Source organism: Sphingomonas sp. BL-S-05 (assembly GCF_055521695.1).
Genome location: NZ_CM145499.1, coordinates 1846998 through 1870488, shown reverse-complemented (window position 1 = coordinate 1870488; position 23491 = coordinate 1846998). Strand labels below are relative to the sequence as shown.

At 66.6% G+C, this 23491-nt stretch carries 25 protein-coding genes and 1 tRNA gene; 14 read left to right on the top strand and 12 right to left on the bottom strand.

From position 1 onward, the window contains the following. Positions 1-76: 76 nt before the first annotated feature. The gene (locus ACZ1JS_RS08745; RefSeq protein ID WP_465168574.1) at positions 77-775 is read left to right on the top strand and encodes a PAS domain-containing protein; all 699 of its coding nucleotides are present in this window, start codon (positions 77-79) and stop codon (positions 773-775) included. A 3-nt stretch (positions 776-778) separates the two neighbouring features. On the opposite strand, the gene ACZ1JS_RS08740 is transcribed toward ACZ1JS_RS08745, so the two are convergent. Next, positions 779-1318 (bottom strand): YitT family protein, encoded by a 540-nt coding sequence (locus tag ACZ1JS_RS08740; RefSeq protein WP_242116802.1) that lies wholly within the window; start codon positions 1316-1318, stop codon positions 779-781. Positions 1319-1574: 256 nt separating this feature from the next. Here ACZ1JS_RS08740 and ACZ1JS_RS08735 point away from each other — a divergent pair, with 256 nt between their 5' ends. Beyond that, positions 1575-2012, top strand: a complete 438-nt coding sequence (locus ACZ1JS_RS08735; protein WP_465168573.1) for a GFA family protein — start codon at positions 1575-1577, stop codon at positions 2010-2012. Next, positions 1999-2757: an alpha/beta fold hydrolase gene (locus ACZ1JS_RS08730; protein ID WP_465168572.1), complete on the top strand. Its 759-nt coding sequence runs from the start codon at positions 1999-2001 to the stop codon at positions 2755-2757. The genes ACZ1JS_RS08735 and ACZ1JS_RS08730 overlap by 14 nt, the downstream gene beginning before the upstream one ends. A gap of 23 nt (positions 2758-2780) precedes the next feature. On the opposite strand, the gene ACZ1JS_RS08725 is transcribed toward ACZ1JS_RS08730, so the two are convergent. Further along, positions 2781-3449 (bottom strand): glutathione S-transferase family protein, encoded by a 669-nt coding sequence (locus ACZ1JS_RS08725; protein ID WP_465168571.1) that lies wholly within the window; start codon positions 3447-3449, stop codon positions 2781-2783. 76 nt (positions 3450-3525) lie between these two features. Between ACZ1JS_RS08725 and ACZ1JS_RS08720 the strand changes: the two genes are divergently transcribed. Continuing rightward, on the top strand, positions 3526-4143 hold the full coding sequence (locus ACZ1JS_RS08720) for an exopolysaccharide biosynthesis protein (protein ID WP_465168570.1): 618 nt from the start codon (positions 3526-3528) through the stop codon (positions 4141-4143). Positions 4144-4245: 102 nt separating this feature from the next. On the opposite strand, the gene yihA is transcribed toward ACZ1JS_RS08720, so the two are convergent. From yihA to ACZ1JS_RS08690, 6 genes are all read right to left on the bottom strand, one after another. After that, positions 4246-4914, bottom strand: coding sequence for a ribosome biogenesis GTP-binding protein YihA/YsxC (gene yihA / locus ACZ1JS_RS08715; RefSeq protein ID WP_465168569.1), 669 nt, complete (start codon positions 4912-4914; stop codon positions 4246-4248). Then, the gene (yidC, locus tag ACZ1JS_RS08710) at positions 4911-6608 is read right to left on the bottom strand and encodes a membrane protein insertase YidC (protein WP_465168568.1); all 1698 of its coding nucleotides are present in this window, start codon (positions 6606-6608) and stop codon (positions 4911-4913) included. Before yidC ends, yihA begins: the two co-directional genes overlap by 4 nt. 16 nt (positions 6609-6624) lie before the next feature. Beyond that, on the bottom strand, positions 6625-6837 hold the full coding sequence (gene yidD / locus ACZ1JS_RS08705) for a membrane protein insertion efficiency factor YidD (RefSeq protein WP_056452573.1): 213 nt from the start codon (positions 6835-6837) through the stop codon (positions 6625-6627). A 29-nt stretch (positions 6838-6866) separates the two neighbouring features. Continuing rightward, on the bottom strand, positions 6867-7199 hold the full coding sequence (rnpA, locus tag ACZ1JS_RS08700; protein WP_465168567.1) for a ribonuclease P protein component: 333 nt from the start codon (positions 7197-7199) through the stop codon (positions 6867-6869). Positions 7200-7204: 5 nt separating this feature from the next. Beyond that, complete coding sequence (gene rpmH / locus ACZ1JS_RS08695) at positions 7205-7339, bottom strand: 50S ribosomal protein L34 (RefSeq protein WP_055760664.1); 135 nt, start codon at positions 7337-7339, stop codon at positions 7205-7207. Positions 7340-7412: 73 nt separating this feature from the next. Next, a complete protein-coding gene (locus ACZ1JS_RS08690) occupies positions 7413-7694 on the bottom strand; it encodes a hypothetical protein (RefSeq protein WP_465168566.1) in 282 nt (93 codons plus the stop codon). A gap of 114 nt (positions 7695-7808) precedes the next feature. Between ACZ1JS_RS08690 and ACZ1JS_RS08685 the strand changes: the two genes are divergently transcribed. The 4 genes from ACZ1JS_RS08685 (at position 7809) to ACZ1JS_RS08670 (ending at position 10319) form a co-directional block, all read left to right on the top strand. After that, entirely contained in the window at positions 7809-9314 is a 1506-nt protein-coding gene (locus tag ACZ1JS_RS08685) for a YifB family Mg chelatase-like AAA ATPase (protein ID WP_465168565.1), read from the top strand. 54 nt (positions 9315-9368) lie between these two features. Further along, positions 9369-9767: a DUF805 domain-containing protein gene (locus tag ACZ1JS_RS08680; RefSeq protein ID WP_465168564.1), complete on the top strand. Its 399-nt coding sequence runs from the start codon at positions 9369-9371 to the stop codon at positions 9765-9767. Between the two features lie 43 nt (positions 9768-9810). Continuing rightward, positions 9811-9895: transfer RNA gene (locus tag ACZ1JS_RS08675), tRNA-Leu, on the top strand. A 58-nt stretch (positions 9896-9953) separates the two neighbouring features. Then, entirely contained in the window at positions 9954-10319 is a 366-nt protein-coding gene (locus ACZ1JS_RS08670; protein WP_465168563.1) for a PilZ domain-containing protein, read from the top strand. A 16-nt stretch (positions 10320-10335) separates the two neighbouring features. On the opposite strand, the gene ACZ1JS_RS08665 is transcribed toward ACZ1JS_RS08670, so the two are convergent. The 4 genes from ACZ1JS_RS08665 to ACZ1JS_RS08650 form a co-directional block, all read right to left on the bottom strand. Further along, entirely contained in the window at positions 10336-11811 is a 1476-nt protein-coding gene (locus ACZ1JS_RS08665) for a tryptophan halogenase family protein (RefSeq protein ID WP_465168562.1), read from the bottom strand. Then, entirely contained in the window at positions 11808-12821 is a 1014-nt protein-coding gene (locus ACZ1JS_RS08660; RefSeq protein WP_465168561.1) for a cupin-like domain-containing protein, read from the bottom strand. Before ACZ1JS_RS08660 ends, ACZ1JS_RS08665 begins: the two co-directional genes overlap by 4 nt. Further along, complete coding sequence (locus tag ACZ1JS_RS08655) at positions 12818-13519, bottom strand: SapC family protein (RefSeq protein ID WP_465168560.1); 702 nt, start codon at positions 13517-13519, stop codon at positions 12818-12820. Before ACZ1JS_RS08655 ends, ACZ1JS_RS08660 begins: the two co-directional genes overlap by 4 nt. A 102-nt stretch (positions 13520-13621) precedes the next feature. After that, positions 13622-16768, bottom strand: coding sequence for a TonB-dependent receptor (locus ACZ1JS_RS08650; protein WP_465168559.1), 3147 nt, complete (start codon positions 16766-16768; stop codon positions 13622-13624). A 289-nt stretch (positions 16769-17057) separates the two neighbouring features. On the opposite strand from ACZ1JS_RS08650, the gene ACZ1JS_RS08645 reads away from it, so the two are divergent. Genes ACZ1JS_RS08645 through ACZ1JS_RS08620 form a run of 6 tightly spaced genes read left to right on the top strand, consistent with a single transcriptional unit; the run spans position 17058 to position 23490 of the window. Further along, a complete protein-coding gene (locus ACZ1JS_RS08645; RefSeq protein WP_465168558.1) occupies positions 17058-18521 on the top strand; it encodes a methyl-accepting chemotaxis protein in 1464 nt (487 codons plus the stop codon). Between the two features lie 48 nt (positions 18522-18569). Next, on the top strand, positions 18570-18833 hold the full coding sequence (locus ACZ1JS_RS08640; RefSeq protein ID WP_465168557.1) for an STAS domain-containing protein: 264 nt from the start codon (positions 18570-18572) through the stop codon (positions 18831-18833). 16 nt (positions 18834-18849) lie between these two features. Beyond that, a complete protein-coding gene (locus ACZ1JS_RS08635; RefSeq protein ID WP_465168556.1) occupies positions 18850-21060 on the top strand; it encodes a chemotaxis protein CheA in 2211 nt (736 codons plus the stop codon). After that, the gene (locus ACZ1JS_RS08630) at positions 21057-21920 is read left to right on the top strand and encodes a CheR family methyltransferase (RefSeq protein WP_465168555.1); all 864 of its coding nucleotides are present in this window, start codon (positions 21057-21059) and stop codon (positions 21918-21920) included. The genes ACZ1JS_RS08635 and ACZ1JS_RS08630 overlap by 4 nt, the downstream gene beginning before the upstream one ends. After that, the gene (locus ACZ1JS_RS08625; protein ID WP_345878374.1) at positions 21917-22945 is read left to right on the top strand and encodes a protein-glutamate methylesterase/protein-glutamine glutaminase; all 1029 of its coding nucleotides are present in this window, start codon (positions 21917-21919) and stop codon (positions 22943-22945) included. The genes ACZ1JS_RS08630 and ACZ1JS_RS08625 overlap by 4 nt, the downstream gene beginning before the upstream one ends. Next, positions 22942-23490, top strand: a complete 549-nt coding sequence (locus ACZ1JS_RS08620) for a chemotaxis protein CheD (protein WP_431311898.1) — start codon at positions 22942-22944, stop codon at positions 23488-23490. The genes ACZ1JS_RS08625 and ACZ1JS_RS08620 overlap by 4 nt, the downstream gene beginning before the upstream one ends. The last annotated feature ends 1 nt before the right edge of the window (position 23491 follow it).

Here is a 23491-nt window from a genome sequence, read left to right as displayed (position 1 = left end):
GCAGGCGGACATAGTTCGTCACAAAAGGCGGTCATGTCCTAAAGGGTCGTTAACCAGTCCACGCTACATTTTGCGCATGGATACGGGACCCGTCCGCGACGATGCCGTGCATCAAGGTGCATGGGAAGCGATCTGCCGTTCGCAGGCGGTGATCGAGTTCGCGCTAGACGGAACGATCCGGTGGGCGAACGACACGTTCCTCGACACGATGGGATATGGGCTGGCCGAGATCGTCGGCCGGCACCATCGCATCTTCTGCACGCCCGCCGACGGCATCTCGCCGGCCTATGCCGCGCTTTGGCGGAAACTGGCCGGGGGTGCGTTCGAGGGCGGGCTATACCGGCGGATCGACCGGCATGGGCGCGACGTATGGTTGCAGGCGACCTATAACCCGGTGCTAGACGAGCAGGGGCGCCCGTCGAAGATCGTCAAGATCGCGACCGACATGACCCGGCAGATTGCGCTGGAGCATGAGGTGCAGGCGCGTCTGGAAGAGGGCAACCGCTTCCGCACCGCGCTGGAGGGGCAGAAGGAAGCGCTGCAATCGGCGATGACGCAGCTGGCCGGCATCGTCGCGTCGATCGGCGACATCACCGCGCAGACGCGACTGGTCGCGCTGAACGCCGCGATTGAAGCGGCGCGGGCGGGGGAAGCGGGCACCGGCTTTGCGGTGGTCGCCCGCGAGGTAAAATCGCTCTCCGATGACATTCGCACCGCCACCGAACGTGCGGCGGCGATGTTGCGCGATCATGGCGGGGCGGTGCTGAGCGCGTAACCGTCAGTAACCGGTATAGCGTCCCGGCCGGTGCCAGGCGATCAGGATGCCGCTGATCGCCGCGGCGCTGAGCGCCGACCAGGCCACCTGCACCGGTGCCACCACCGCGAACGATGCCGCAAGAATGCCGAGGTCGATCGCGATCTGGGTCCGCCCGGCATTCCAGCCGCGAGTCCGTTGCAACCATAGCGTCACGACCCCGGTGCCGCCGACACCCGCGTCGTGACGTGCGAGCGCGAGGATGCCCATGCCGATGACGGTCCCACCGGCGATCGCGGCAAAGGCGGGGTGCACCTCGACGATGCGGAAGCCGTAGCGCGCCATGGTCGAGAACAGTGCGATGCCGGCATTGACGGCGATCGTGCGCAGCATGAACCGCGTCCCCATCGCCCGCTTCGCGAACAGGAAGAACGGGATGTTGATGAGCGTGAACAACACGCCGGTCGGCAGCGGCACGAGATAGGATACCAGCAGCGCGACCCCGGCGATGCCGCCGGTCACCAGCCCCGCCGCCCGCAGCAGCGCCAGCCCGAGCGCGATCATCACGCACCCGACGATGATGGCATAGACGTCTTCGGACCGGCTGTGCGGAACGGCGCTATGGGGCAGGGCGGGGGCGATGGCGTTGGTCTCCGGTCAGGCCGGCATCCTCCCCGTTGTTCTTTTGTTGCGTGAGTTACTATCCTGCTTCGGGGGACAGGTGAAGCGGCTAATTCGGATGGGTCCGACGCGCTATGGATCGCGGCGGGAACCGGTGCCGGGTCGCCCGGTTTGTGGATTGGCAACGAAAGGACGTCGCATGGCCGAAGTGGTGTCGGGCGGGTGTCAGTGCGGGCGGGTCCGCTATACGGTCACGATTCGCGATGACGAGGCGTATCTGTGCCATTGCCGCATGTGCCAGCGCGCGACCGGCGGCGTTTCGATCGCGTTCAAGAACGTCGCCAAGCGCGATGTGGCGTGGGACCGTCGTCCCGATCTCTATGCATCGTCGCCGATCGCCAGGCGTGGCTTCTGTCGCGACTGCGGGACGCCGCTCAGCTTCGAATTTCCCGATGGCGACAATATCGACCTGACGATCGGCAGTTTCGACGAACCGGCGCGGTTCCGGCCGCACCATCATTTCGGGGTCGAGAGTTGGCATGCGCAATGGCTCGACACGCGTGGCCTGCCCGAATATCGCGCGGACGAACACCCACCGACCATCGAACGCTGGAAGAACGCACTTGGCCCATCCTGAACCCACGACCCACCGCTTCGCCAGTTTCGACGGGGTCGAGATTGGCTGGACCGAATTGGGCGCGGGGCGACCGGTGGTGCTGATCCATGGCTATTTCAGCGATGCGCAGACCAACTGGATCAAATATGGCCATGCGGCGAAGGTCGCGGCGCTGGGGCGTCGGGTCATTCTGCCCGATCTGCGCGCGCATGGACTGAGTGCCCGGCCGCACGACGCCGCCGCCTATCCGCCCGACGCGCTGGCGAAGGACGGGATGGCGCTGATCGAGCATCTCGGCCTGACCGACTATGATCTGGGCGGCTATTCGCTCGGCGCGCGGACGTCGGTGCGGATGGTGACGATGGGGGCGACGCCGGGCCGGCTGGTGCTGAGCGGCATGGGGCTGGAAGGACTGCTCGATACCGGGCGGCGTGCGGCGCATTTCCGCCGCATCCTGACCAATCTCGGCAGTTTCGAACGCGGGTCGAGCGAGTGGATGGCCGAGGCGTTTCTGAAGACCACCGGCGGCGATCCGGTGGCGTTGCTCGGTATCCTCGACACCTTCGTCGATACCTCGCGCGCGGAACTCGCCGGCATTGCCCAGCCGGTGCTCGTGCTCGCGGGCGAAGAGGACGACGACAATGGCAGCCATCGCGCGCTCGCCGAGCTGCTGCCCGATGCCCGGCTGGTCGAAACGCCGGGCAATCATATGAGCGCGGTGGTGAAGAAGGAACTCGGCGACGCGATCGCGGCGTTCCTGGCGTAACTCCTCCCCGTGCCGGGGGGGAGTTACTTCACCGGCTGCTCATATTGTTCCAGCACCCATTCCTCTTCCTGCGCGGCGGCGATCCAGTCCTGCATCCACGGATGGTTGATGAGGGTGATGATGTACCCCATCGCGAAGCGCGGGCAGGGCAGCGAATAGGTGACGATCCGCGTCGCCACCGGCGCGAACATGATGTCGGCCGCGCCGAATTCACCGAACAGGAAATCGCCGCCATGGCCGAAGCGCGCCCGCGCCTGCGCCCATAGCTCGTAGATGCGCGACAGGTCCGCCAGCACGTCCTCGTCGGGCTGGATCGGGTCATAGACCTGCCGGACGTTCATGCTGTGCTTGCGGCGCAGCGGCGCGAAGCCCGAATGCATCTCCGCCGCCATCGACCGCGCCATGGCGCGCGCCGCCGGATCGGCGGGCCAGAATTTCTCGCCGCCCGATTTCTCGTTGAGATATTCGACGATCGCCAGGCTGTCCCACACGACGATTTCGTCGCCGTCCCACAGGATCGGGACCGAGCCCGACGACGGCGCGAACTCGTCGCCCTCGCGGCGCTTGTCCCAGTCGGCGTCGTACAGCGGCACGACGACCTCCTCGAACGACAGGCCCGACAGCTTGGCCGCCAGCCAGCCGCGCAGCGACCAGGAGGAATAGGCCTTGTTCCCGATGATGAGCTTCAGCATGGGGCCGGTCGTGCCACGTCGGTCCCGGTGTGTCGAGCCATTGGAACCGCGACCGAAACAATCCGTTGCCAATGCCATGGCGGATAACGACAAACGCGGTGATCCGCACAGCGTCGGCGAGGTGCTCGACCGGTTGCAGGAACTGGGCGAACAGGCCGGCGACGACAAGGCGAAGCTGGGCGACATGCTCGAGGCGCTCGGCCAGCGCGCCTATGGTCCATTCTTCATCATCTTTCCGATGATCGACATCTCGCCGGTCGGCGGCATTCCGGGGCTGCCGACGGCGATGGCGGCGGTGATGATCCTGCTGGCGGTGCAGTTGGTGTTCGGGCGCGAACATCTGTGGCTGCCGGGAATCCTCGCCAATCGTGGATTGAAGGGGGAGAAGCTGGTCAAGGTCGCCGACAAGACGCGGCCGATCGCGAAGCGGATGGACAAGTGGTTCCACGGCCGTCTGCCGGCGCTGACCAAGGGGCCGATGGTCAAGGTCGCCGGCGTCGCGGTGATCCTGCTGTGTCTGACCGTGCCGCCGCTCGAACTACTGCCCTTTGCCAGTACCGCGCCGATGGCGGCGATCATGGCGTTCGGCATCGCGCTGCTGGTGCGCGACGGGGTGTTGATGGTGGTCGCCTGTGCGCTGTCGGTCGGCGCGGTGGCGCTGGGGGCGGGGTTGTTCGCGTCGCGGCAGGGGTGACGTGGCGTGCGGTATCCCCGCGAAGGCGGGGATCCAGAGCCACGCACGTAGCGCTTTATTACCCTGGATCTCCGCCTGCGCGGGGATACAAAGCCTTTTTCGTCAGCCGATCGATTCGATCACCGCCGCGCGCAGCTCGGCGATGCCCATGCCCTTTTCGCTGGAGGTCGAGATGACGTCGGGGTGCGCGGCGGGGCGTTTGCGGACTTCCTCCCCGACCGCGGCATAGACGTCGTCGAGCTCGGTCGCCTTGATCTTGTCGGTCTTGGTCAGGACGATGCGATAGCTGGTCGCCGCCTTGTCGAGCATCTCGAACACCTCGCGATCGACATCCTTGATGCCGTGGCGCGAGTCGATCAGCACCAGCGTGCGCTTCAGCACCTGTCGTCCGCGCAGATAGTCGTTCACCAGATAGCGCCATTTGCGGACCATGTCCTTGGGCGCCTTGGCGAAGCCATAGCCGGGCATGTCGACCAGCCGCAATTTGAGCGGCGTGCCGATGTCGAAGAAGTTCAGCTCCTGCGTCCGCCCCGGCGTGACCGACGTCCGCGCCAGCGACGTGCGGCCGGTCAGCGCGTTGAGCAGCGACGACTTGCCGACGTTCGACCGCCCGGCAAAGGCGATCTCCGGCACGTCCGGCGCGGGGAGATGCTCGAGCGACGGCGCGGACTTCAGGAACTGGATCGGCCCCGCGAAGATCTTGCGCGCCGCTTCGATCTGTTCGGGATCGAAGCGGTCGTCGCCCGGCGGCGGGGGTGGCAGGTCGTTCACTTCGCGGCGGCCTGTTTGAGTGCCGGATGCCGCGAATAGAGCAGCTGCTGCTGGGCGATCGTCAGCAGGTTCGACGTGATCCAGTAAACCTGCAGCCCGACCGCGAACGGCGCCATGATGAACATCAGCACCCATGGCATCAGGCCGAAGACCTGCTTCTGCATGTCGTCCATCGGCGCCGGGTTCAGCTTGAACTGGAAGTACATCGAGATGCCGAGCAGCACCGGCACGATGCCGATCGCGAGGAAGTGCGGCGGGGTGAAATCGAGATAGCCGAACAGGTTGAGGATCGTCGCCGGATCGGGCGCCGACAGATCCTTAATCCAGCCGACGAACGGCTGGTGCCGCATTTCGATGGTCAGCAACAGCACCTTGTACAGCGCGTAGAAGATCGGAATCTGGATCAGCGTCGGCAGACAGCCGGCGACCGGATTGACCTTTTCCTCCTTGTACAGCTGCATCATCTTCTGCTGCAGCTGCGGCTTGTCGTCCTTGTACCGCTCCTGCAACGCCTTCAGCTTCGGCTGGATGGCGCGCATCGCCGCCATCGACGCGAACTGGCGCTGGGCGATCGGGAACATCAGCCCGCGGATCGTGACGGTCAGCAGGATGATCGCGACGCCGAAATTGCCGACCAGACGGAACAGCCAGTCGAGATAGACGAAGATCGGCTCCTCGACGATGCGGAACCAGCCCCAGTCGATCGCGCGCGAGAAATAGGGCACGCCCTGTTCCTCATAGGCGTTGAGCAGCTTGTTCTCCTTGGCGCCGGCGAAGAAGCGCACGCTCTGCGTCAGCGCCTGTCCCGGCGCGAGCGCGGTCAGCGTCGGCGAACGATAGTCCGCCTGATGCCGCTGGTCGCCGCCCTTCAGCGTCAGCGTGTGCTGTACGCCCTGATCGGGGATGAGCGCGGTCATCCAGTAATGGTCGGTGAAGCCGAGCCAGCCGCCCTTGGTGTTGAACGCCTCGGGCGCTTCGTCGATGTCCTTGTAATCGACGTCAAACTTCACGCCGTTGCCCGCTTCGTAGACCGGGCCGACCTGGATCGTCATGGTGTCCTTGTCGACCGGCGCGCCGCGGCGGCTGAGCAGGCCATAGGTCGCGACCTGGATCGGCTGCGGTCCGGCATTGGCGACGCTCTGGCGGACGGTGAACATATAGCCGTCATCGACCGAAATCTGCATCTGATACCGCTGCGTGCCGACGGTGGTCGACAGCGTGACCGGGGCCTGCGGGGTCAGCTTCGTGCCGCTCGCGGTCCATAGCGCATCCGCGGGCGGTGCCGACACGCCGGTGCCGCTCCAGCCGAATTGCGCGAAATAGGCGTCGGCGGTGCCCGACGGGGAGAGCAGCCGCACCGGCGGCGAATTGGCGTCGATCGTTTCCTTGTGCTTCACCAGCACGAGGTCGTCGATGCGGCCGCCGCGCAGGTTGATCGATCCCCGCACGCTGGGCGTTTCGATCGCGATACGTGGGGTTTCGCGCAGGACCACCGCCCGGTCGCGAATCGCGTTCGCGGTATCGGCGGCGGGGTCCGTTGCGGGATTGGCGACGGGCTTGCTCTTGCCGTCCTCCAGCTTCGTCACCGGCGGATTGGCGGCTGGAAAGAAGTGGTTGGCGATGTACGGCCAGCCGAACAGCACCAGTGCGGCCAGTACCGCGAACAGCAGGAAATTCTTCTGGTCGTTCTTCACGCGAAATCCTTAGGCTCTAAGGCACCGGGTCGTGGCCGTGCCCGCCCCAGGGATGGCAGCGCGCGATGCGTTTCGCGGCCAGCCAGCCCCCCTTTGCCGCGCCATAGCGGGCAATGGCGGTGATTGCATAGGCCGAACAGGAAGGTTGATAGCGGCAGGAGGGCGGCAGGATCAGCGACGGCCCCAATTGCCACGCGCGCGCGATCAGCATCAACGCGCGGGCGGCAATGCCCGGCCGGGGCGATTCGCCGTCGCCGGTCACCGCTGGACCTTGCGCAATGCCTTGGTCAGATCGGCCTTGAGATCGTCGAAGGGGCGTTCGATCCCGCTCGCCCGCCCGATCAGCACGTGATCGGCTCCGGCAATGCCCAGATCGGGCAGCATTTCGGCGGCAAGCGCGCGAAAACGCCGCTTCATCCGGTTGCGGACGACGGCGTTTCCGACCTTCTTCGATACGGTAATGCCGATTCGCATCGCATCGGGCGATTCGGCCAGTTCGTCCGCACGGCGCGGTCGCACCAGCAGGACGAAGCCGGGCATCGGGGCCCGGCGTCCCGCATTCGCCGCCAGATAATCCCGGCGGCGAAGCATTTTCCTTAGGCCGACAGCTTCTTGCGGCCGCGCGCACGACGGGCGCGGATCACGTTGCGGCCGCCCGGCGTCGCCATGCGCGAGCGGAAGCCGTGACGACGGGCCCGTACCAGGTTGCTCGGCTGAAAAGTCCGCTTCATCACTCATTCCCCGGGTATTCAAACTGCTAGAACGTAAAAAGCCGCCAGTGACGGCGGCCGCGTGGTCAGCCCCTTAGCGATGCACCGCTTCCAAGTCAACGGAGGAGGCGATCAGATCGGCGCGCAGCCGCCGCCGTCTGGCACTCGGCCGGCGTAGCGCCCGGTCCGACAGCGCGCGCATCCGCGGGAAGCGGCGCATGGTCCGCGCGAAGCGGCGCCGTGCCCAGCGCGAGTTGCGCAGAATGAGCGCCAGCCCGGCGGCGAAGGTGAAGATCCCGACCGGACCCGGCAGCACCGCGACCACCGGCGTCGCGAGGATCAGCAAGGCACCGAGCGCCAGGAGGAGGATCTGCATGATATGCTGCCATGCCACCCGTGTCTTGCCGGTTCAAGACGGCTGCGACGCCCGGTCGCTTGACCGCGTCGATCCGATGCGGGACACGGCGGCCCAAGGGGAACAGGGGCAGTCATGGTCGCGATCGTATCGACGGCGGCGTATCTCGGACTCGAGGCGCGGCGGGTGGAGGTGCAGGTGCAACTCGCGCCGGGCGTCCCGGCGTTCGTCGTCGTCGGCCTGCCCGACAAGGCGGTGGGCGAAAGCCGCGAACGGGTCCGCGCCGCGATCGCCGCGATCGGCCTGTCGCTGCCGCCCAAGCGGATCACCGTCAATCTATCGCCCGCCGATCTGCCCAAGGAAGGATCGCATTACGACCTGCCGATCGCGCTCGGCCTGTTGGCGGCGATGGGGGTGGTGGATGCCGAAACGCTCTCCGACTATCTGGTCGTTGGTGAACTGAGCCTCGACGGACGGATTGCGGGATCGCCCGGCGTGCTGCTGGCGGCGATGCTGGCGAGCGGGGAGGGGCGGTCGCTGATCTGTCCCGCCGAACAGGGTGCGGAAGCGGCATGGGCCGGTACGCCGGTGGTCGCCGCGCCCGACCTGCTGTCGTTGCTCAACCATTTGAAGGGCGAGCAACTGCTCGGCAATCCCGAACCCGGCGGGGCCGAGGACGGGTGGCGCGGCAACGATCTCGCCCAGGTGAAGGGGCAGGAGACCGCGAAGCGCGCGCTGGAAATAGCGGCGGCGGGTGGCCACAATTTGCTGATGGTCGGGCCGCCGGGGGCGGGCAAGTCGCTGCTCGCGTCGTGTCTGCCGGGGATATTGCCGCCGCTGGATGCGGCCGAGGCGCTGGAAGCGTCGATGGTCGCGTCGGTCGCGGGGACGCTGACCGGCGGGCGGATGACGCGGGTGCGGCCGTTCCGGTCGCCGCATCATTCGGCGTCGATGGCGGCGCTGACCGGCGGCGGGCTGCGGGTGAAGCCGGGCGAGATCAGCATGGCGCATCTGGGCGTGCTGTTCCTCGACGAATTGCCCGAGTTTCAGCGGGCGGTGCTCGATTCGCTGCGCCAGCCGCTGGAGACGGGACAGGTCAGCGTCGCGCGCGCCAATGCGCATGTGACCTTTCCGGCGCGGGTGCAACTGATCGCGGCGATGAACCCGTGCCGCTGCGGGCATCTGGGCGATCCGGCGCTCGCCTGTGCCCGCGCGCCGCGCTGTGCCGCCGATTATCAGGCGAAGGTATCGGGCCCGCTGCTCGACCGGATCGATCTGGCGATCGAGATGGCGGCGGTCAGCGCCGCCGATCTGGTCCTGCCGCCGCCCGCCGAAGGGTCGCGCGAAGTCGCGGCGCGCGTGGCGGCGGCGCGGGCGGTGCAGCGCGAACGCTATGCCGCCGACGGGGTGCGGACCAATGCCGAGGCGGATGGCGGTGTGCTCGAACGTGTGGCGGTGCTCGACGTGCCGGCACGGACACTGCTGGCGCAGGCGGCGGAATCGATGCGGCTGTCGGCGCGCGGCTTCCACCGCGTGCTGCGGGTCAGCCGGACCATCGCCGATCTTGCGGGGGCGGACGGAATCGGGCGGGCGCATGTCGCGGAGGCGCTCAGCTATCGGCGGCGAGCACCGACCAATTGAACGATTGCGTTGTGACCGCCGGGTTGCGACACATGGATAACGACAAACGGGGGGATGATGATGGAGTGGATGTTGCTGCCGCTGCGGCGGTATTTCGAGGTTCGCGGCCGGTCGCGCCGGATGGAATATTGGATGTTCACGTTGTTTTCGTTCGTCGTCGGCATCGCCACGTCGATCGTGGACGCGATCATCGGACTGGGATGGGATGGTAGCGGGCCGCTGAACCTGATCGCGTCGCTTGCGCTGCTCATTCCAGGGTTCACCGTCGCGTTTCGGCGGCTGCACGACACCGATCGATCGGCATGGTGGATGTTGCTGGTGTTGCTGCCCATCATCGGCTGGATCTGGTTGTTCGTCCTGTACGTCAGCGACGGAACGCCCGGGCCCAACCGCTTCGGCCCTGATCCCAAGGATCCCTATGGTTCGGCCGATATCGATCAGGTCTTTTCCTGAAGGTTGCAGGCGTGATCGCCTTGCGCTAACGGACCGCCTGCGTGCCCCTGTGGTGAAATTGGTAGACGCGTCCGACTCAAAATCGGATTCCGAAAGGAGTGCTGGTTCGAGCCCGGCCAGGGGCACCAATTTCGCGGACGCTGGTTAACCCGGCGTTGACCGACGATCTGCCAGGATATCGTCGTCATGAACGAAGATGATGTCGCCATGCCTGCCGAACGATCGCGCCGGGATAGTGTGATCCTGAACGCTCGCGTCGAAACCAGCGATCAGGTCGTCGAATGTCGGGTCCGCAATCTGTCGGAAACGGGCGCCTGTATCGACAATCCGGTCGAATTGGTCCCCGGCGATCGCGTGCTGATCACCATGGGGACCGTCCACCATATCGAAGCGACCGTGCGCTGGGCCAAGGGCGGGCGGGCCGGACTGCATTACGAGGGTGTGAAGATCGACATCGTCGCCGCGCGCCGTCCGCGCGGAACGGTATCGCCGGCATCGCGCACCATGGCGGGATGGCTCGACAACATCCATAATCCCTATCGACGCGGCTGACCGTCGTACGAAAGCGTCACGCGTCGCTGCGGCAATAGCTGTCGAGGAATTGCTGATGCGCCGGCAAGGCGGCTACGCGCGCGGCGATGCCCCTCTGCAACTCGCGCAGCACGGCGGCCAATTGCCCCGGCGGCATCATCTTGGCCAGCGGATGATGCGCGGCCGGCGCAAGCCGCTGACCCAGCATCACCTGCAGCCATGATCCGACGCGGAACAGGTCGTCGGCCGACTGATAGGCATGGGCGCCTTCGGCAAACAGCGCGATACGCTCCGCCAGCGTATCGGGCGGGGTGATTTCGCGGCGTTCCTGCCAAAAGGGTTCGGGCCGCTGGTTCAGATGATAATGGAGCAGCACGAAGTCGCGTACCGCTTCGATCTCGCGGCGCGACTGGTCGTTGAAACGCGCGCGGGCGGCGTCGCCGGGATGGCCGAAGGGAAGCAACTGGATCAGGCGGGTCAGCGCGATCATCACCAGATGAATGCTGGTCGATTCGAGCGGTTCGACGAAGCCGCTCGACAGGCTGAGCGCGACGCAATTGCGCTCCCATGTCGCCAGACGTCGCCCGGTGCGGAAGCGGATCAGGCGCGGTTCGATCAGCGTCTGTCCGTCGACCGACGCGAACAACCGGTCGCGCGCGGCCTCGTCGCTCAGGTGGCGCGAACTGTAGACCAGCCCGTTGCCGACCCGGTGTTGCAGCGGGATCTGCCAGCGCCATCCGGCATCGTGCGCGATGGCGCGGGTATAGGGCAAAGCGGGGCCGGTAGCCGCGGTCTGTACCGCCAGCGCGCGGTCGGTCGGCAGCCAATGGCTCCAATCCTCGAACCCCACGCCCAGCGCCTGTTCGATCAGCAGCGCGCGGAAACCGGTGCAGTCGAGGAACAGGTCGCCCGCCACCCGCCGTCCGTCGTCGAGTACCAGCGCGGATATGTCGCCACTTTCGCCATCGCGCTCGACCCGGTCGATCCTTCCTTCGATCCGGGTCAGCCCCTGCGCCTCGCTGCGGCGGCGCAGATAGGCGGCATAGCGGCCGGCATCGAAGTGATAGGCATAGTTGAGCGGCGCGTCGGGACCGATCGCGAAGCGCCCGGCCTCGGCGGCTTCGTGTTCGAGGCAATAGGCGCCGATCGTTGCCGCTGCCCCTTGTGCGCGTGCTTCCAGCCAGAAATGCTGGAAATCGCCCATCCAGGTCGATCGCCCGACCTCGCCGAACGAATGGATATAGCGGTCGCCGCCCCGCGCCCAGTTTTCGAACGCGATGCCCAGTTTGAAACTGGCACCGGTCGCGGCCATGAATTCGGCTTCGTCGAGGCCGAGCAGGGCGTGGAACGAGCGGATGGTGGGGATCGTGGCTTCACCGACGCCGACCGTGCCGATCTCTTCGGATTCGACCAGCGTCACCTCGACCAGCGACGATAGCTGGCGGGTGAGCAGCGCGGCGGCGAGCCAGCCGGCGGTGCCGCCGCCCGCGATCACGATCCGCATGGGGGTCATCGGTTCAGCCTCTGCAGCAAGCGCGCGCGTAACCGGCGGGCGGCTGCATCATCGAGCGGGGCGAGGTCGCCCTGAATGGCGGGCGGCAGATGCGCGCGGGCGTCGTCGCCGCCGCTCCACACATAATGGTCGAACATCGCCGCCCATGCCGCCCGCTCCGCCGCCGGGCGTTCACGAAGCGACAGCAGCGCATGGAGCAGTGTCGTCATCGGGCTGTCGGCAAAGGCGGGGGCGTCGTTCCACCAATAGTTGATCATGGCGTTGAACGGCGACAGCGCCTCGACATTATGCCACCACAAGGCCGGATAGAAGAGAACGTCGCCCGGCTCCAGTTCGGCGACCTGCGCGTTGGCAAGCGCATCGGCAAAGCGGGGGAAACGGTCTAGATCGGGCGCGCGCAGATCGACCATGCTCATCACCTGTCCGCCGGGCGTGGGTTCGAGCGGGCCGGGATAGAGGTTCGCGACCTGATCGGGCGGGAACAGCGTGAAGCGCCGTCGTCCGACCATGCAGGCGGCAAGATTGTTCGACATGTCGTAATGGGTCGCGGCGGTCGTGCGGTTGCCGATCCAGATGCTGACCATCGGCGCGGGCGTGCCGGAGGGCCAGGGCAGGTCGTTCTCCCCGCGCAAGCCGGGGAGGTACAGGTCGAGGTCGGTCGACCCGACATAGATGGCGGGGGCGGCGGGATCGTCCAGCCCGGCCGCGATCCGATCGAGACAGGTGGACAGGCCGGTGCGCGCCGCGTCAAAATTGAAGCCGGTGAAATCGTCGCGATAGAAGAAGCGGCCACCCATCGCCGCATCGCCGGTAAAGGCGACGACCGGTCGTCCGCCATCGAAGCGCTTGAGATAGGCGACGCTGCTGTCGACACCTTCGTGTCCCGCTGCGACCAGCGGCCAATCGGCGGCGAGGCCGCGAAGCACGACTGGCTCGTTCGCCGCGACCAATGCCGCCGGCGACCAATCGGCGCGCGCCGCGATCGACCGGACGGCGCGGGGCGCGGTCATGTGCCGTGCCGCCGCTGACGCCGTTCGATCAGCCGGGGGATGTTGTCGAGCGACGCCGACGCCATGAACGCCGCGCGCAAGGCGCCGCTACGATGCAGCGTCGCCAGCGTCTCCGCATCCAGCGCATCGAGCCGGTCGTCGGCGATGACCAGTATGTCGGCGATGGCACAGGTCTGCCCGTCACCCAGATCGACCTCGATCGTGGTCGGGCGCAGCAATTCGGCCGCTTCCCATGCCGCGAACAGCGGGGCGTTGATCGCCTGCCCCTCGCGGATGACACCCAGCACCGCCTCGACATGGGCGAGGTACGGGGCCGTGCCGCCATGGCGTAGGTAAAGCGGTTCGCCCGAACCGTCGCGGCGAACCCGTGGATCGTCGAGATCGATACGGACGCCTTCACCCGACGGGTCGGGAGCGAACGGCCCGCGCTGGCGGACGGCGGGAACATAGCTTGCCGACCAGACACCGTCGGAGCCGAGGAAGAGATTGTCGTCCGGGTCGAGGCCGAGCAGCGCGACGGCGTAGGTGCCGCCGCGATCGTCGCGCCGGAACAGGATCGGATAGTCGCGCTGCGCCGCCTCGAACTCGTTGGGGAACAGCAGTACCTGATTTACCGCATCGCCATGGGCGGCGGCATGCTCCACCGCGACGGTCAGGTCGTGATGGTCGACATTGTTGAGCGGTACGGGGTTGGGCATCGCGATCCTTTGGGCAACAGGTCGCCACGGTAGGAAGAGCCGGTCGCGATGGAAAGGGCCGTCCGCCAATACGAACGGCCCTTTCCAGTCACTTGACCGCGATCAGAAGCGGTATCGTGCGCCCAGCAGGAAGCGCGGCTTGAGCTCCTGCGCGAACACCAGCGCGTTACGATCGCGCCCATATTGTACCAGCGGTTCGCTGGTCAGGTTCACCCCTTCGATCGACAGCGCCATGCGATCGTTCAGGTCGTAGCTGATGTTGAAGTCCAGCGTGCCGAACGGCGCCACGAACAACGGGTTACGGCTGTCGCCCTGATTGGTGGCGGCAAGGAACTTGTCGCGCCAGTTGTACGACACGCGCGCCGACAGGCCGTTCTTGTCGTAGATGATCGAGCCATTGGCGCTGTCGCCGAGCCCCGTCAGCGCGAAGACGTTGACGCTGGGGTCGGCGGCGATGTCGGCATTCACGTCGCCATAAACCTTGGTGTACGAAGCCTGCACGCCGAAGCCGGTATTGCCGAAGAAATGCTGCCCGGCCAGTTCGAAGCCATAGATATGGCCGTCGCGGCTGTTGACCGGCTGCGACACCGCGAAGTCGTACAGCGGATCGTCGCCATTGGCGAAGATGTCGACCGATTGCAGGATGCTGTTGACGTAATCCTGGTTCAGCGCGCCCGCCGCATTGCGGTTCGCCTGGAAATTGGCGTCGGCCTGCGCGGTGTTGCCGCCATTCTGGCTGAGCAGCGCGGTATAGGTGAACAGGTTGACGTCGCTGAGGTCGGCGCCCAGCGCGCGCAGCCGGTCGGCCGCCGTGCCCGACCGCGTGCCCGCCGCACCCGACGACGGATCGCGCAGGTCGAACAGGCTGCGGTTGAAGACGCCGGTTCCGATAAAGTTGCGCACGCGCTTGTCGAAGAAGCCGAGCGAGACATAGCTCGACGGCTTGTAATACCACTCCACCGACACGTCGAAGTTATCAGAGACCAGCGGCAGCAGCCCGGCATTGCCCGACGTCCCCGTCGGACGGCCGCCCAGCGCGACCGGCCGCGTCGGCGGACCCGCCGTGGTCGATGCGAACAGGTTGCCGTAATCGGCACGGGCGAGCGTACGGCTGGCCGAGGCGCGGGCGATGAAGTTGTCGAACACCTCGATATTGAAATCGATCGCGGGCAGCAGGTTGGTGTAGCTGCCGCGCTGCGTGACGGTCGACGACGTGGCCGAGATCACCGACGAGAAGTCGTTGTCGGCATCCCATTTGATCGCCGAGGGCACCGCCTGCAACGCGGTCGAGCGCACCTTGGTCTCCTCGTACCGGGTGCCGAAGACGAGGTTGGCGGTGCGTCCGGCAATCTCGCCCTTCCACGTGATCTGGCCGTACACGCCCCAGATCTTTTCGCCGACGGTGTCGAAATCGTTGGCGGTCGTGTTGATCGGGTTGGCGGCGTAGAAGTTGGAGAACAGGTCGTTCAGCACCACCGCATTGCCGCGGAAGGCGGTGCGCTTCGTGTCGGCCGGGCTGAACGTGTCGAACTTGCAGTCGAGGCAGAAGGTCTTGACGACGTTCGACGCCAGCCGCTGGACGATGCCCGGATCGGTGATGCCCCAGTCGCCGAGCTGCTGCTGCGTCTGCACGCGGGCACTGGTCATCTGCGAATCGGTATAGGTACCGCCGAAGTCGAACCGGCTGCCGCCACCCAGATCCCAGCCGAGATCGGCGCGACCGCCGTTGATCCGCTGCCGCTGGGTCGCGGTGTTGGTGCGCGAAATCTGCGTACCGAGGTCGCCCAGATCGAGGACGCCGTTGCCATTGCCGTTGATCGTGTCGTTGATCGTCTGCGTGACGCGGGGGAAGCCGCTGCTGTAATCGATCGCCTGGCTGTCGATGACCGGCGCACCGAGCGACACCAGCGTGACCGAGGTGCCGTTGGCGGCATCGGGCGTCGACTTCGACACGGCATGATAGCCATCGAGGTTCAGCGTCAGATTGTCGGTCATCTCCCACTTGCCGTTCAGGCCGTAGGATTGGAGCTGCGTCTTCGTCGCGCGGAACTGCTGTTCGAAGCCCTGATCCTTCACGCCGTTGATCGATTCCGAGATGAAATCGGGCGTGGCGATCACGTCGTTGCCGTTGAAGCGGATCTCGCCGAACGGGCGGTTGAACCAGTTGGTCTGCTCGCTGCGCTGTTCCTCCAGCCGGTTCTGCGCGAACAGCGCATCGGCGGTGAAGGTCAGGCGTTCGGTCGGCGCGAGTTGCAGCACCGCCTGCCCGTTGATGCGCTCGCGCTTGTTTTCGGAGAATTGGTAGCGGCTGTCGTTGGGGATCAGCGTGAATTCGGTCGTCGGCCGGTTCCCGATCTGCGTCTGGCCGTTGACATAGGGGCCGGCGGGATTGAGCACATCGGCGGTCGGGACCACGGTGAAATAATTGGGTGCGCTCTGTGCCGAGGTGCTGTCGCGGCGCTGATAGCTGCCGAACACCGACAAGCCGATGCTGCGCCCGTCATTGCGCCAGCTGAGCAGGCCCGACACTTCGGGCAGGACGCGCGCGCCTTCGCCGGCCATGGTGCTGACGTCGTGCAGCGCCTTCACGCCGAACGATCCGGTGACACCGGTCTCGCGCGAATCCAGCGGCTTGCGGGTGACGACGTTGATCGCCGCGCCGATGCCGCCCGACGGGATGGCGGCGCGGCCGGTCTTGTAGACTTCCAGCGCCGATACGCCTTCGGAGGCGAGGTTCTGGAAGTCGAACGAACGCCCGGTGCCGCGCGCGAAATCGCCCGCGCCGCTGGTGTCGACGTTCGAGGCGGGAAGCTGGCGGCCGTTCAGGGTGACGAGGTTGAACCCGCCCGAGAAGCCGCGGACCGAAACCTGCGAGCCTTCGCCGTTGACGCGGTTGATCGACACGCCGGTAATGCGCTGGAGCGACTCGGCGAGGTTCGTGTCGGGGAACTTGCCGATATCCTCGGCCGAGATCGCATCGACGACGCCGGCCGAGTTGCGCTTGATGTCGATCGCGCGGTTCAGCGACGCGCGAATGCCGGTGACGACGATTTCGCCGCCATCTTCCTGCACCGGGTCTTGCCCGGTCGGCTGGGCAACGCTGCCCTGCGTTCCGTCGGTGGCGCCCGGCTGGGCATTGGTGGCGGTGTCGGCGGTCTGCGCGATGGCGACGCCCGGTGCTGCGAACAAGGCGGCAAGCGCAATCGTCGACGACGTGCGCGCGAGCGTGCGAAGAAGGTGACCCTTCATGCGTTATCTCCCCTAGATGGTTCTGACGGTTCGATCCGCCCATCATTCTTACCGGACGATCCGGCACTGGTACCGCTACCATCCTGTCCAGCGTTGTCAATACAGGGGCATTGTAAATCGGTTCGGCTAAGGCATTATTTTGTATCCGATTTCCTGAACTTGGGGGGACGTTGCCGGTCGAAATTGGCGGAATTCTGCCGTTAACCGTAAATTATCGCACCCACTCTAAAACCCCTGATTCGATACGACAGTGTCGTCTTGCGCAGACGTATCGGGGAGCAGGTTGACGATGAAGTGGTTCAGCAAAGACGCGCCGATCCGCGCCAAATTCATAGTTATGGGAATGGTGTACGTCGCGCTTACATGCGTTCCATTCGTCACGACCGTGCTGGCGGTCAACGGCACGCTCGGGGAACCGATGCTGCTGGGCATCACCGGTGCGACGGTCTTGGTCGCCGTGCTGCTCGCCGCGCTGTTCCGTAAGATCGTCTGTGATCCCTATGTCGGAACCGTCGAGCGGATGGAGGGGATCGCGCAAGGCGACTTCACCACGCCGATCGGTTTTGCCGACCAACGTGACTGTGTCGGCCGCATGGCACGCGCGATGGAAGTGTTCCGCGAGAACGGCCGCGTCGTGAAGGAAGCGGCCGCCGCGCAGCAGCAGGTCGTCGGTTCGCTCGGCCAAGGACTATCGCGCCTTGCGGCCAGCGACGTCACCTACCGCATCGAACAGAGTTTCCCGGCGGACTACGAACGGCTGCGCATCGACTTCAACGCGGCGATGGATGCGGTGTCCGAAGTGCTGTCGGCCGTGCGCGACGCGACCAGCGGTATCAACAACGGCGCCAACGACATTCGCCAGGCATCGGACGACCTGTCGCAGCGCACCGAGCAGCAGGCGGCAAGCCTCGAGGAAACCGCCGCCGCGATGGACCAGATCACCAGCACGGTGAAGGAGACCGCCACCGGCGCCAGCCGCGCCAACATGGTGGTCATCGAAACCCGCGACGAAGCCGAACAGTCGGGCGACGTCGTCCGCCGCGCGGTCGAAGCGATGAACGGCATCGAGCGCGCCTCGGCCGAAATCGGCGACATCATCAGCGTGATCGACGGCATCGCGTTCCAGACGAACCTGCTGGCGCTGAACGCCGGGGTCGAGGCGGCCCGTGCCGGCGACGCAGGCAAGGGTTTTGCCGTCGTCGCCTCCGAAGTGCGCGCGCTCGCCCAGCGCTCGGCCGATGCGGCCAAGGACGTGAAGGCCAAGATCACCGCCTCGTCCGAACAGGTCGCGATGGGCGTCGAGCTGGTCAGCGAGACCGGCAAGGCACTGCAACGCATCATCACCCGCATCGGCGAGATCAGCACGCTGGTCGGCACCATCGCCACCTCCGCCGATCAGCAGGCGACGGGTCTGCAACAGGTCAACACCGCCGTCAGCGAGATGGACGGCGTGACGCAGCAAAACGCGGCGATGGTCGAGCAGGCGACTGCCGCCGCCCGCAGCCTTGCCGAAGAGGCGCAGGAACTGGCGCGACAGGTGGCCCGCTTCACCATCGGGTCGGGTTTCCACGGTCATGGCAATAGCGGCCATATCTCGCAAATGCCGACCGCCGTGCATCGGTTGCAGGCCCGCGCCGCGCAGGTCGGTCGCGAGATCGCCCGTTCGTCGCGCAAGAAGATGGCGGCGGGCGGCGGCAGCGCCGCGCCGATGGCGGCGCCCGTGGTCGACGAGGACGACTGGTCCGAATTCTGATCCGCGCTTCCAGCGCGACCCCAACGTCCTTTCCGATTGGACCCGATCATGCCCATCGCCCTAGCTGCCGTTCTCGATACCGCCGCCGCCGGCCCGCTGCGCCAGACGCTGCGCGCCGCGATCGACGCGGGCAAGCCGATCCGCCTCGACGCATCGGGCGTCGAGCGTATCGGCCAGGCCTGCCTGCAAGTCCTCGCCGCCGGGGAAGCGGCCGCGGCGTTGGCCGATATCGACTTCACCATTGTCGGCGCGAGCCCGGCCTTTGCCGACATGGCGACGCTGGCGGCCCTCGACACCCTTCTCGCCGCCTGATCCGGAGCGACCCGTCATGGACCTCGACGCAATTCAGCAGATCTTCTTTCAGGAGTGCGAGGAAGGCCTTGCCGCGATGGAAGGCAATTTCGCAGCGCTGCGCGACGGCGACCGCGATTCGGAAACGATCAACGCCGTCTTCCGCTGCGTCCATTCGATCAAGGGCGGGGCAGGTGCGTTCGGCCATGAACGCCTGCAGGCCTATACCCATCAATATGAGACGCTGCTCGATCTGATCCGCAACGGCACGCTCGAACTGACGCCTGCGCTGCTCGATGTCGTGGTCGGCGCGTTCGACATGCTGGCCGATCATGTCGCCGCCGCCCGCGATAGCGGCGAGCCGCCCGCCGATGCGGCGATGCTCGACCGGCTGGTGGTCGCCGCCGGTGGCGGCGGCGCGCATGATGCCGCGGCTGCGCCAGCAGTGCCGGCCGAGGCGGAGCCGGTCGCGATCTCCGACGATTTCGACGATCTGATGTCGCTGCTGGGCGACGTCGCCCCGTCCGAAGAAGGCGCCGATGCGGCTGATGGCTGGCGGCTGCGCTATCAGCCGGGGGCCAATGCCTTCGAGCACGGCGCCGAACCGTTGCTGCTGCTGCGCGAATTGACGCTGCTCGGCGGCAAGGTGACGCAGTGCGACCGCAGCGCGCTGCCGGGTCTCGACGCGCTCGATCCCGAAACTGGCTATCTGGCATGGGACGTGGCGCTGCCCGCGAGTGTCGACGAAGACGATATTCGCGCGGTATTCGAATTTTCGGACAGCAGCGCGATCACCTTGACCAAGGGCGATGCGACGCCGGTCATGGACGACGTCGATTCATTGTTCGACCTGCTCGATTCGGTCGCCGAACCGGTGGCGGCGGAGGCGGTCGTCGACGAACCGGTCGCGCCGCCGCCGCCGCCGCCGCCTCCTCCGCCCCCGCCGCCTCCTCCGCCCCCGCCGCCGCCTCCACCTCCGCCCGCTGCGACAGCGCCGACCCCGGCCGCTCCGGTGGAGGATGCGAAGGCCGCGCCGCGTGCGCCCGCAGCGGCCACCCCGCCGGCCGCGCAGACGATCCGCGTCGACCTCGACAAGCTCGACCGGCTGGTCAACCTGGTCGGCGAACTGGTCATCACGCAGGCGATGCTGGCGCAGCGTCTTGCCGAAAACGCAATGGGCGGCATCTCCGAGCTAAGCGATCTCGAACATCTGACGCGCGAGTTGCAGGAATCGACGATGGCGATCCGCGCGCAGCCGATGAAGACGGTGTTCAGCCGGGTGCCGCGCATCGTCCGCGAACTGGAGGGCGAGACCGGCAAGCGCGTCCGCCTCGAAGTCGATGGCGAGATGACCGAGGTCGACAAGACGGTGGTCGAGCGGATCGGCGAGCCGCTGACCCATTTGATCCGCAACGCGGTCGACCATGGCCTCGAGATGCCCGACGTCCGCGTCGCGGCGGGCAAGCCGGCCGAAGGCGTCGTCCGTCTGTCGGCTGCGCACCAGTCGGGCCGCATCGTTATCACCGTCGCCGATGACGGGCAGGGGATCAACCGCGCCCGGGTGAAGGCCAAGGCGATCGAGAAGGGCATCATCCTGCCCGATGCGGCGCTGACCGACGAAGAGATCGACAATCTGATCTTCGCGCCCGGTTTCTCGACCGCGGCGGCGATCACCAACGTCTCCGGACGCGGCGTCGGCATGGACGTGGTGCGCAAGAACATCCAGGCGCTGGGCGGCCGCATCGGCATCCAGTCGCGCGAAGGCTTCGGATCGAGCTTCTCGCTCAGCCTGCCGCTGACGCTGGCGGTGCTCGACGGGATGATCGTCACGGTGGGCGAACAGACGTTCGTCATTCCGCTCGGCCATATCGTCGAAAGCCTGCGCCCGACCGACCTGTCGCTCAACCGGCTCGGCCCGGACGGGCAGTTGCTCGACGTGCGCGGTGCCTATGTGCCCGTGCTGCGCATTGCCGATCACCTCGGCATCGCCAATGCCCAGCGCAACGCGACCGATGCGGTGCTGATCGTGGTCGAGGGCGACCATGGCCAGGCGGCGCTGGTAGTCGATTCGATCCAGGATCAGCGGCAGGTCGTGGTGAAGAGCCTCGAGGCCAATTACCAGGCGATCGACGGCGTTGCCGGTGCGACCATCCTCGGCGACGGCCGCGTCGCGCTGATCGTCGACGTCGATGCGCTGACCACGCGTGGTCGCTTCAGCAATCGTGCGCCGGCGGCGATCGCCGCATGAGCGCCGCCGCCGCCCTCGACAATGGCCGGGCACGGGAGTTCGACTTCCAGCCCGCCGACCACCACGCGATCGCCGCGCTGGTGTATGACGAGGTCGGCATCCTGCTGCCCGAGGGCAAGGCGCAGCTGATCTATGGCCGGATCGCACCGCGCGTCCGCGCCTGCGGCCTGTCGAGCTTCGCCGACTATGTCGCGTTCATCGGTCGCGATGCCGGCGAACGGGGTCGCGCGGTCGATGCGCTGACTACCAACCACACCAGCTTCTTTCGCGAGAACCATCATTTCGAGGATTTCGTCGATCGCATCTGGCCCGGGCTGGTCGAACGGCTGAGCAAGGGCGGTCGCGTCCGCCTGTGGTCGGCGGCGTGTTCGAGTGGGGAAGAACCTTATTCGTGGCTGATGGCGGCGTTCGGCGCTGACCGCGGCCTCGCGCAGCGGCTGCTCAAGGCCGATCTGCGGATGCTCGCGACCGACGTGTCGCCCAGCGTGCTCGATAAGGCGCGCGCCGGGCGATATTCGAAGGAAACGATGCGGACCGTGCCGGCGTCCTTGCGCTCGGCATGGACACGGGGGGAGGGCGACGACCTGATCGTCGACCCGATTTTGCGCGACGCGATCGCGTTCCGGCCGCTCAACCTGCTCGGCGACTGGCCGATCAAGGGGCGGTTCGACACGATCTTCTGTCGCAACGTCATGATCTATTTCGACGAACCGACCAAGGAAAGGCTCCTTGGCCGGCTCGCCGATCGACTGGAGGTGGGGGGGATGCTGTACATCGGTCATTCGGAGCGGTTGCTCGGCGCGGTAACGGGGAAATTCCGCCCGATCGGTCGCACCGCATATCAGAAGGTGGCGGCATGACCGTCCGCGCGCTGGTCGTCGACGACTCCTATTCGATGCAGGCGATCATCCGCCGCAAGCTGCAGGCCGATCCGGGGATCGAGGTCGTCGGCACCGCCGCCAGCGCCGACGAGGCGCGCGCGCAGATCAAGGCGCTCGACCCCGACGTCGTCACGCTCGACATCGAGATGCCGGGGATGAGCGGCCTCGATTTCCTCGAACGGTTGATGCGGCTGCGCCCGACGCCGGTCGTGATGCTCTCCACGCTGACCGCGCAAGGGGCAGAGGCGAGCCTGACCGCGCTGGAGCGCGGCGCGTTCGACTGTTTCGACAAGAACCGGTTGATGGCGCATAACGACCATAGCGGGTTCGACCTCGCCGATCTGGTGCGTGCCGCGTCGCAGACCCGGCCCGCCGCGCGCGTCGCGCCGGCCGCGCCGGTCGTCCACGAACGGGCGAGCTATACGCCGCGTCCCGGATCGATGATCGCGATCGGCGCGTCGACCGGCGGGGTCGAGGCGCTGATCGAACTGCTATCGGCCTTTCCCGCCAATTGCCCGCCGACGATGATCGTGCAGCATATGCCGGCGACCTTCACGCCCAGCTTCGCCGCGCGGTTGAACCGCCTGTGCGCGCCGAGCGTCGAGGAAGCCCGTCCCGGCGCGGTGCTGGGCGTCGGCAAGATCTACCTCGCCCCCGGCGGCGAGCGGCACATGGAACTGGCCGGTATGGGCGATCGCCGCCATTGCCGCCTGCTGGAGGGGGACAAGGTCAACGGCCATCGTCCCTCGGTCGACCGGCTGTTCCATTCGGTCGCGAAGCTGGCGGGGCGCGATGCCACCGCCGCGATCCTGACCGGCATGGGCAATGACGGGGCGGAGGGGATGAAGGCGATGCGCGCCGCCGGCGCCATGACCTTCGGCCAGGACAAGGCGACCAGCGTCGTCTACGGCATGCCCGCCATCGCGTGGCAGATCGGCGGCGTCGCCGAACAACTGCCACTGCGCCGCATCGCGGGTCGGCTACTCGCGGAATGTGCGCTGTGAACGCATTGCAGGCCCGCGACGGTCTGCGCCGGATCACGGTCGCGCAGGGCGAAACGCAGGTCAGCCGCGAGCCGGATGTCGTGCTCACCACGGTGCTGGGCAGCTGCGTCGCGGCCTGCTTCTACGATCCGGTCGCGCAGATCGGCGGGATCAATCATTATCTGCTCGCCGACGGGACTGCATCGGACCCGGCATCGATGCAACGCTACGGCGTTTACGCGATGGAAGTACTCATCAACGCAATGTTGACCATGGGTGCCGCAAGATCGCGTTTGCGGGCACGAATCTTCGGCGGTGCAACGATGCGGGAAGGATTTCGTGATATTGGGGGTGCCAACATCGCCTTTGCCCGCACCTTCCTGCGCAACGAGCGGATCGCGCTGGTCGGCGAGGATGTCGGGGGGACGCAGGCGCGCCGGGTCGAGTTTCGCGCGGCGGTCGGGCTGGCGCGGTGCCGGTCGGTGGTCGATGCGGCCCCGCCGGTGATCGTGGTCCGCAAGCCGCCACCGCCACCCGCCGCCGTCGGCGACGTGGAATTTTTTTGAT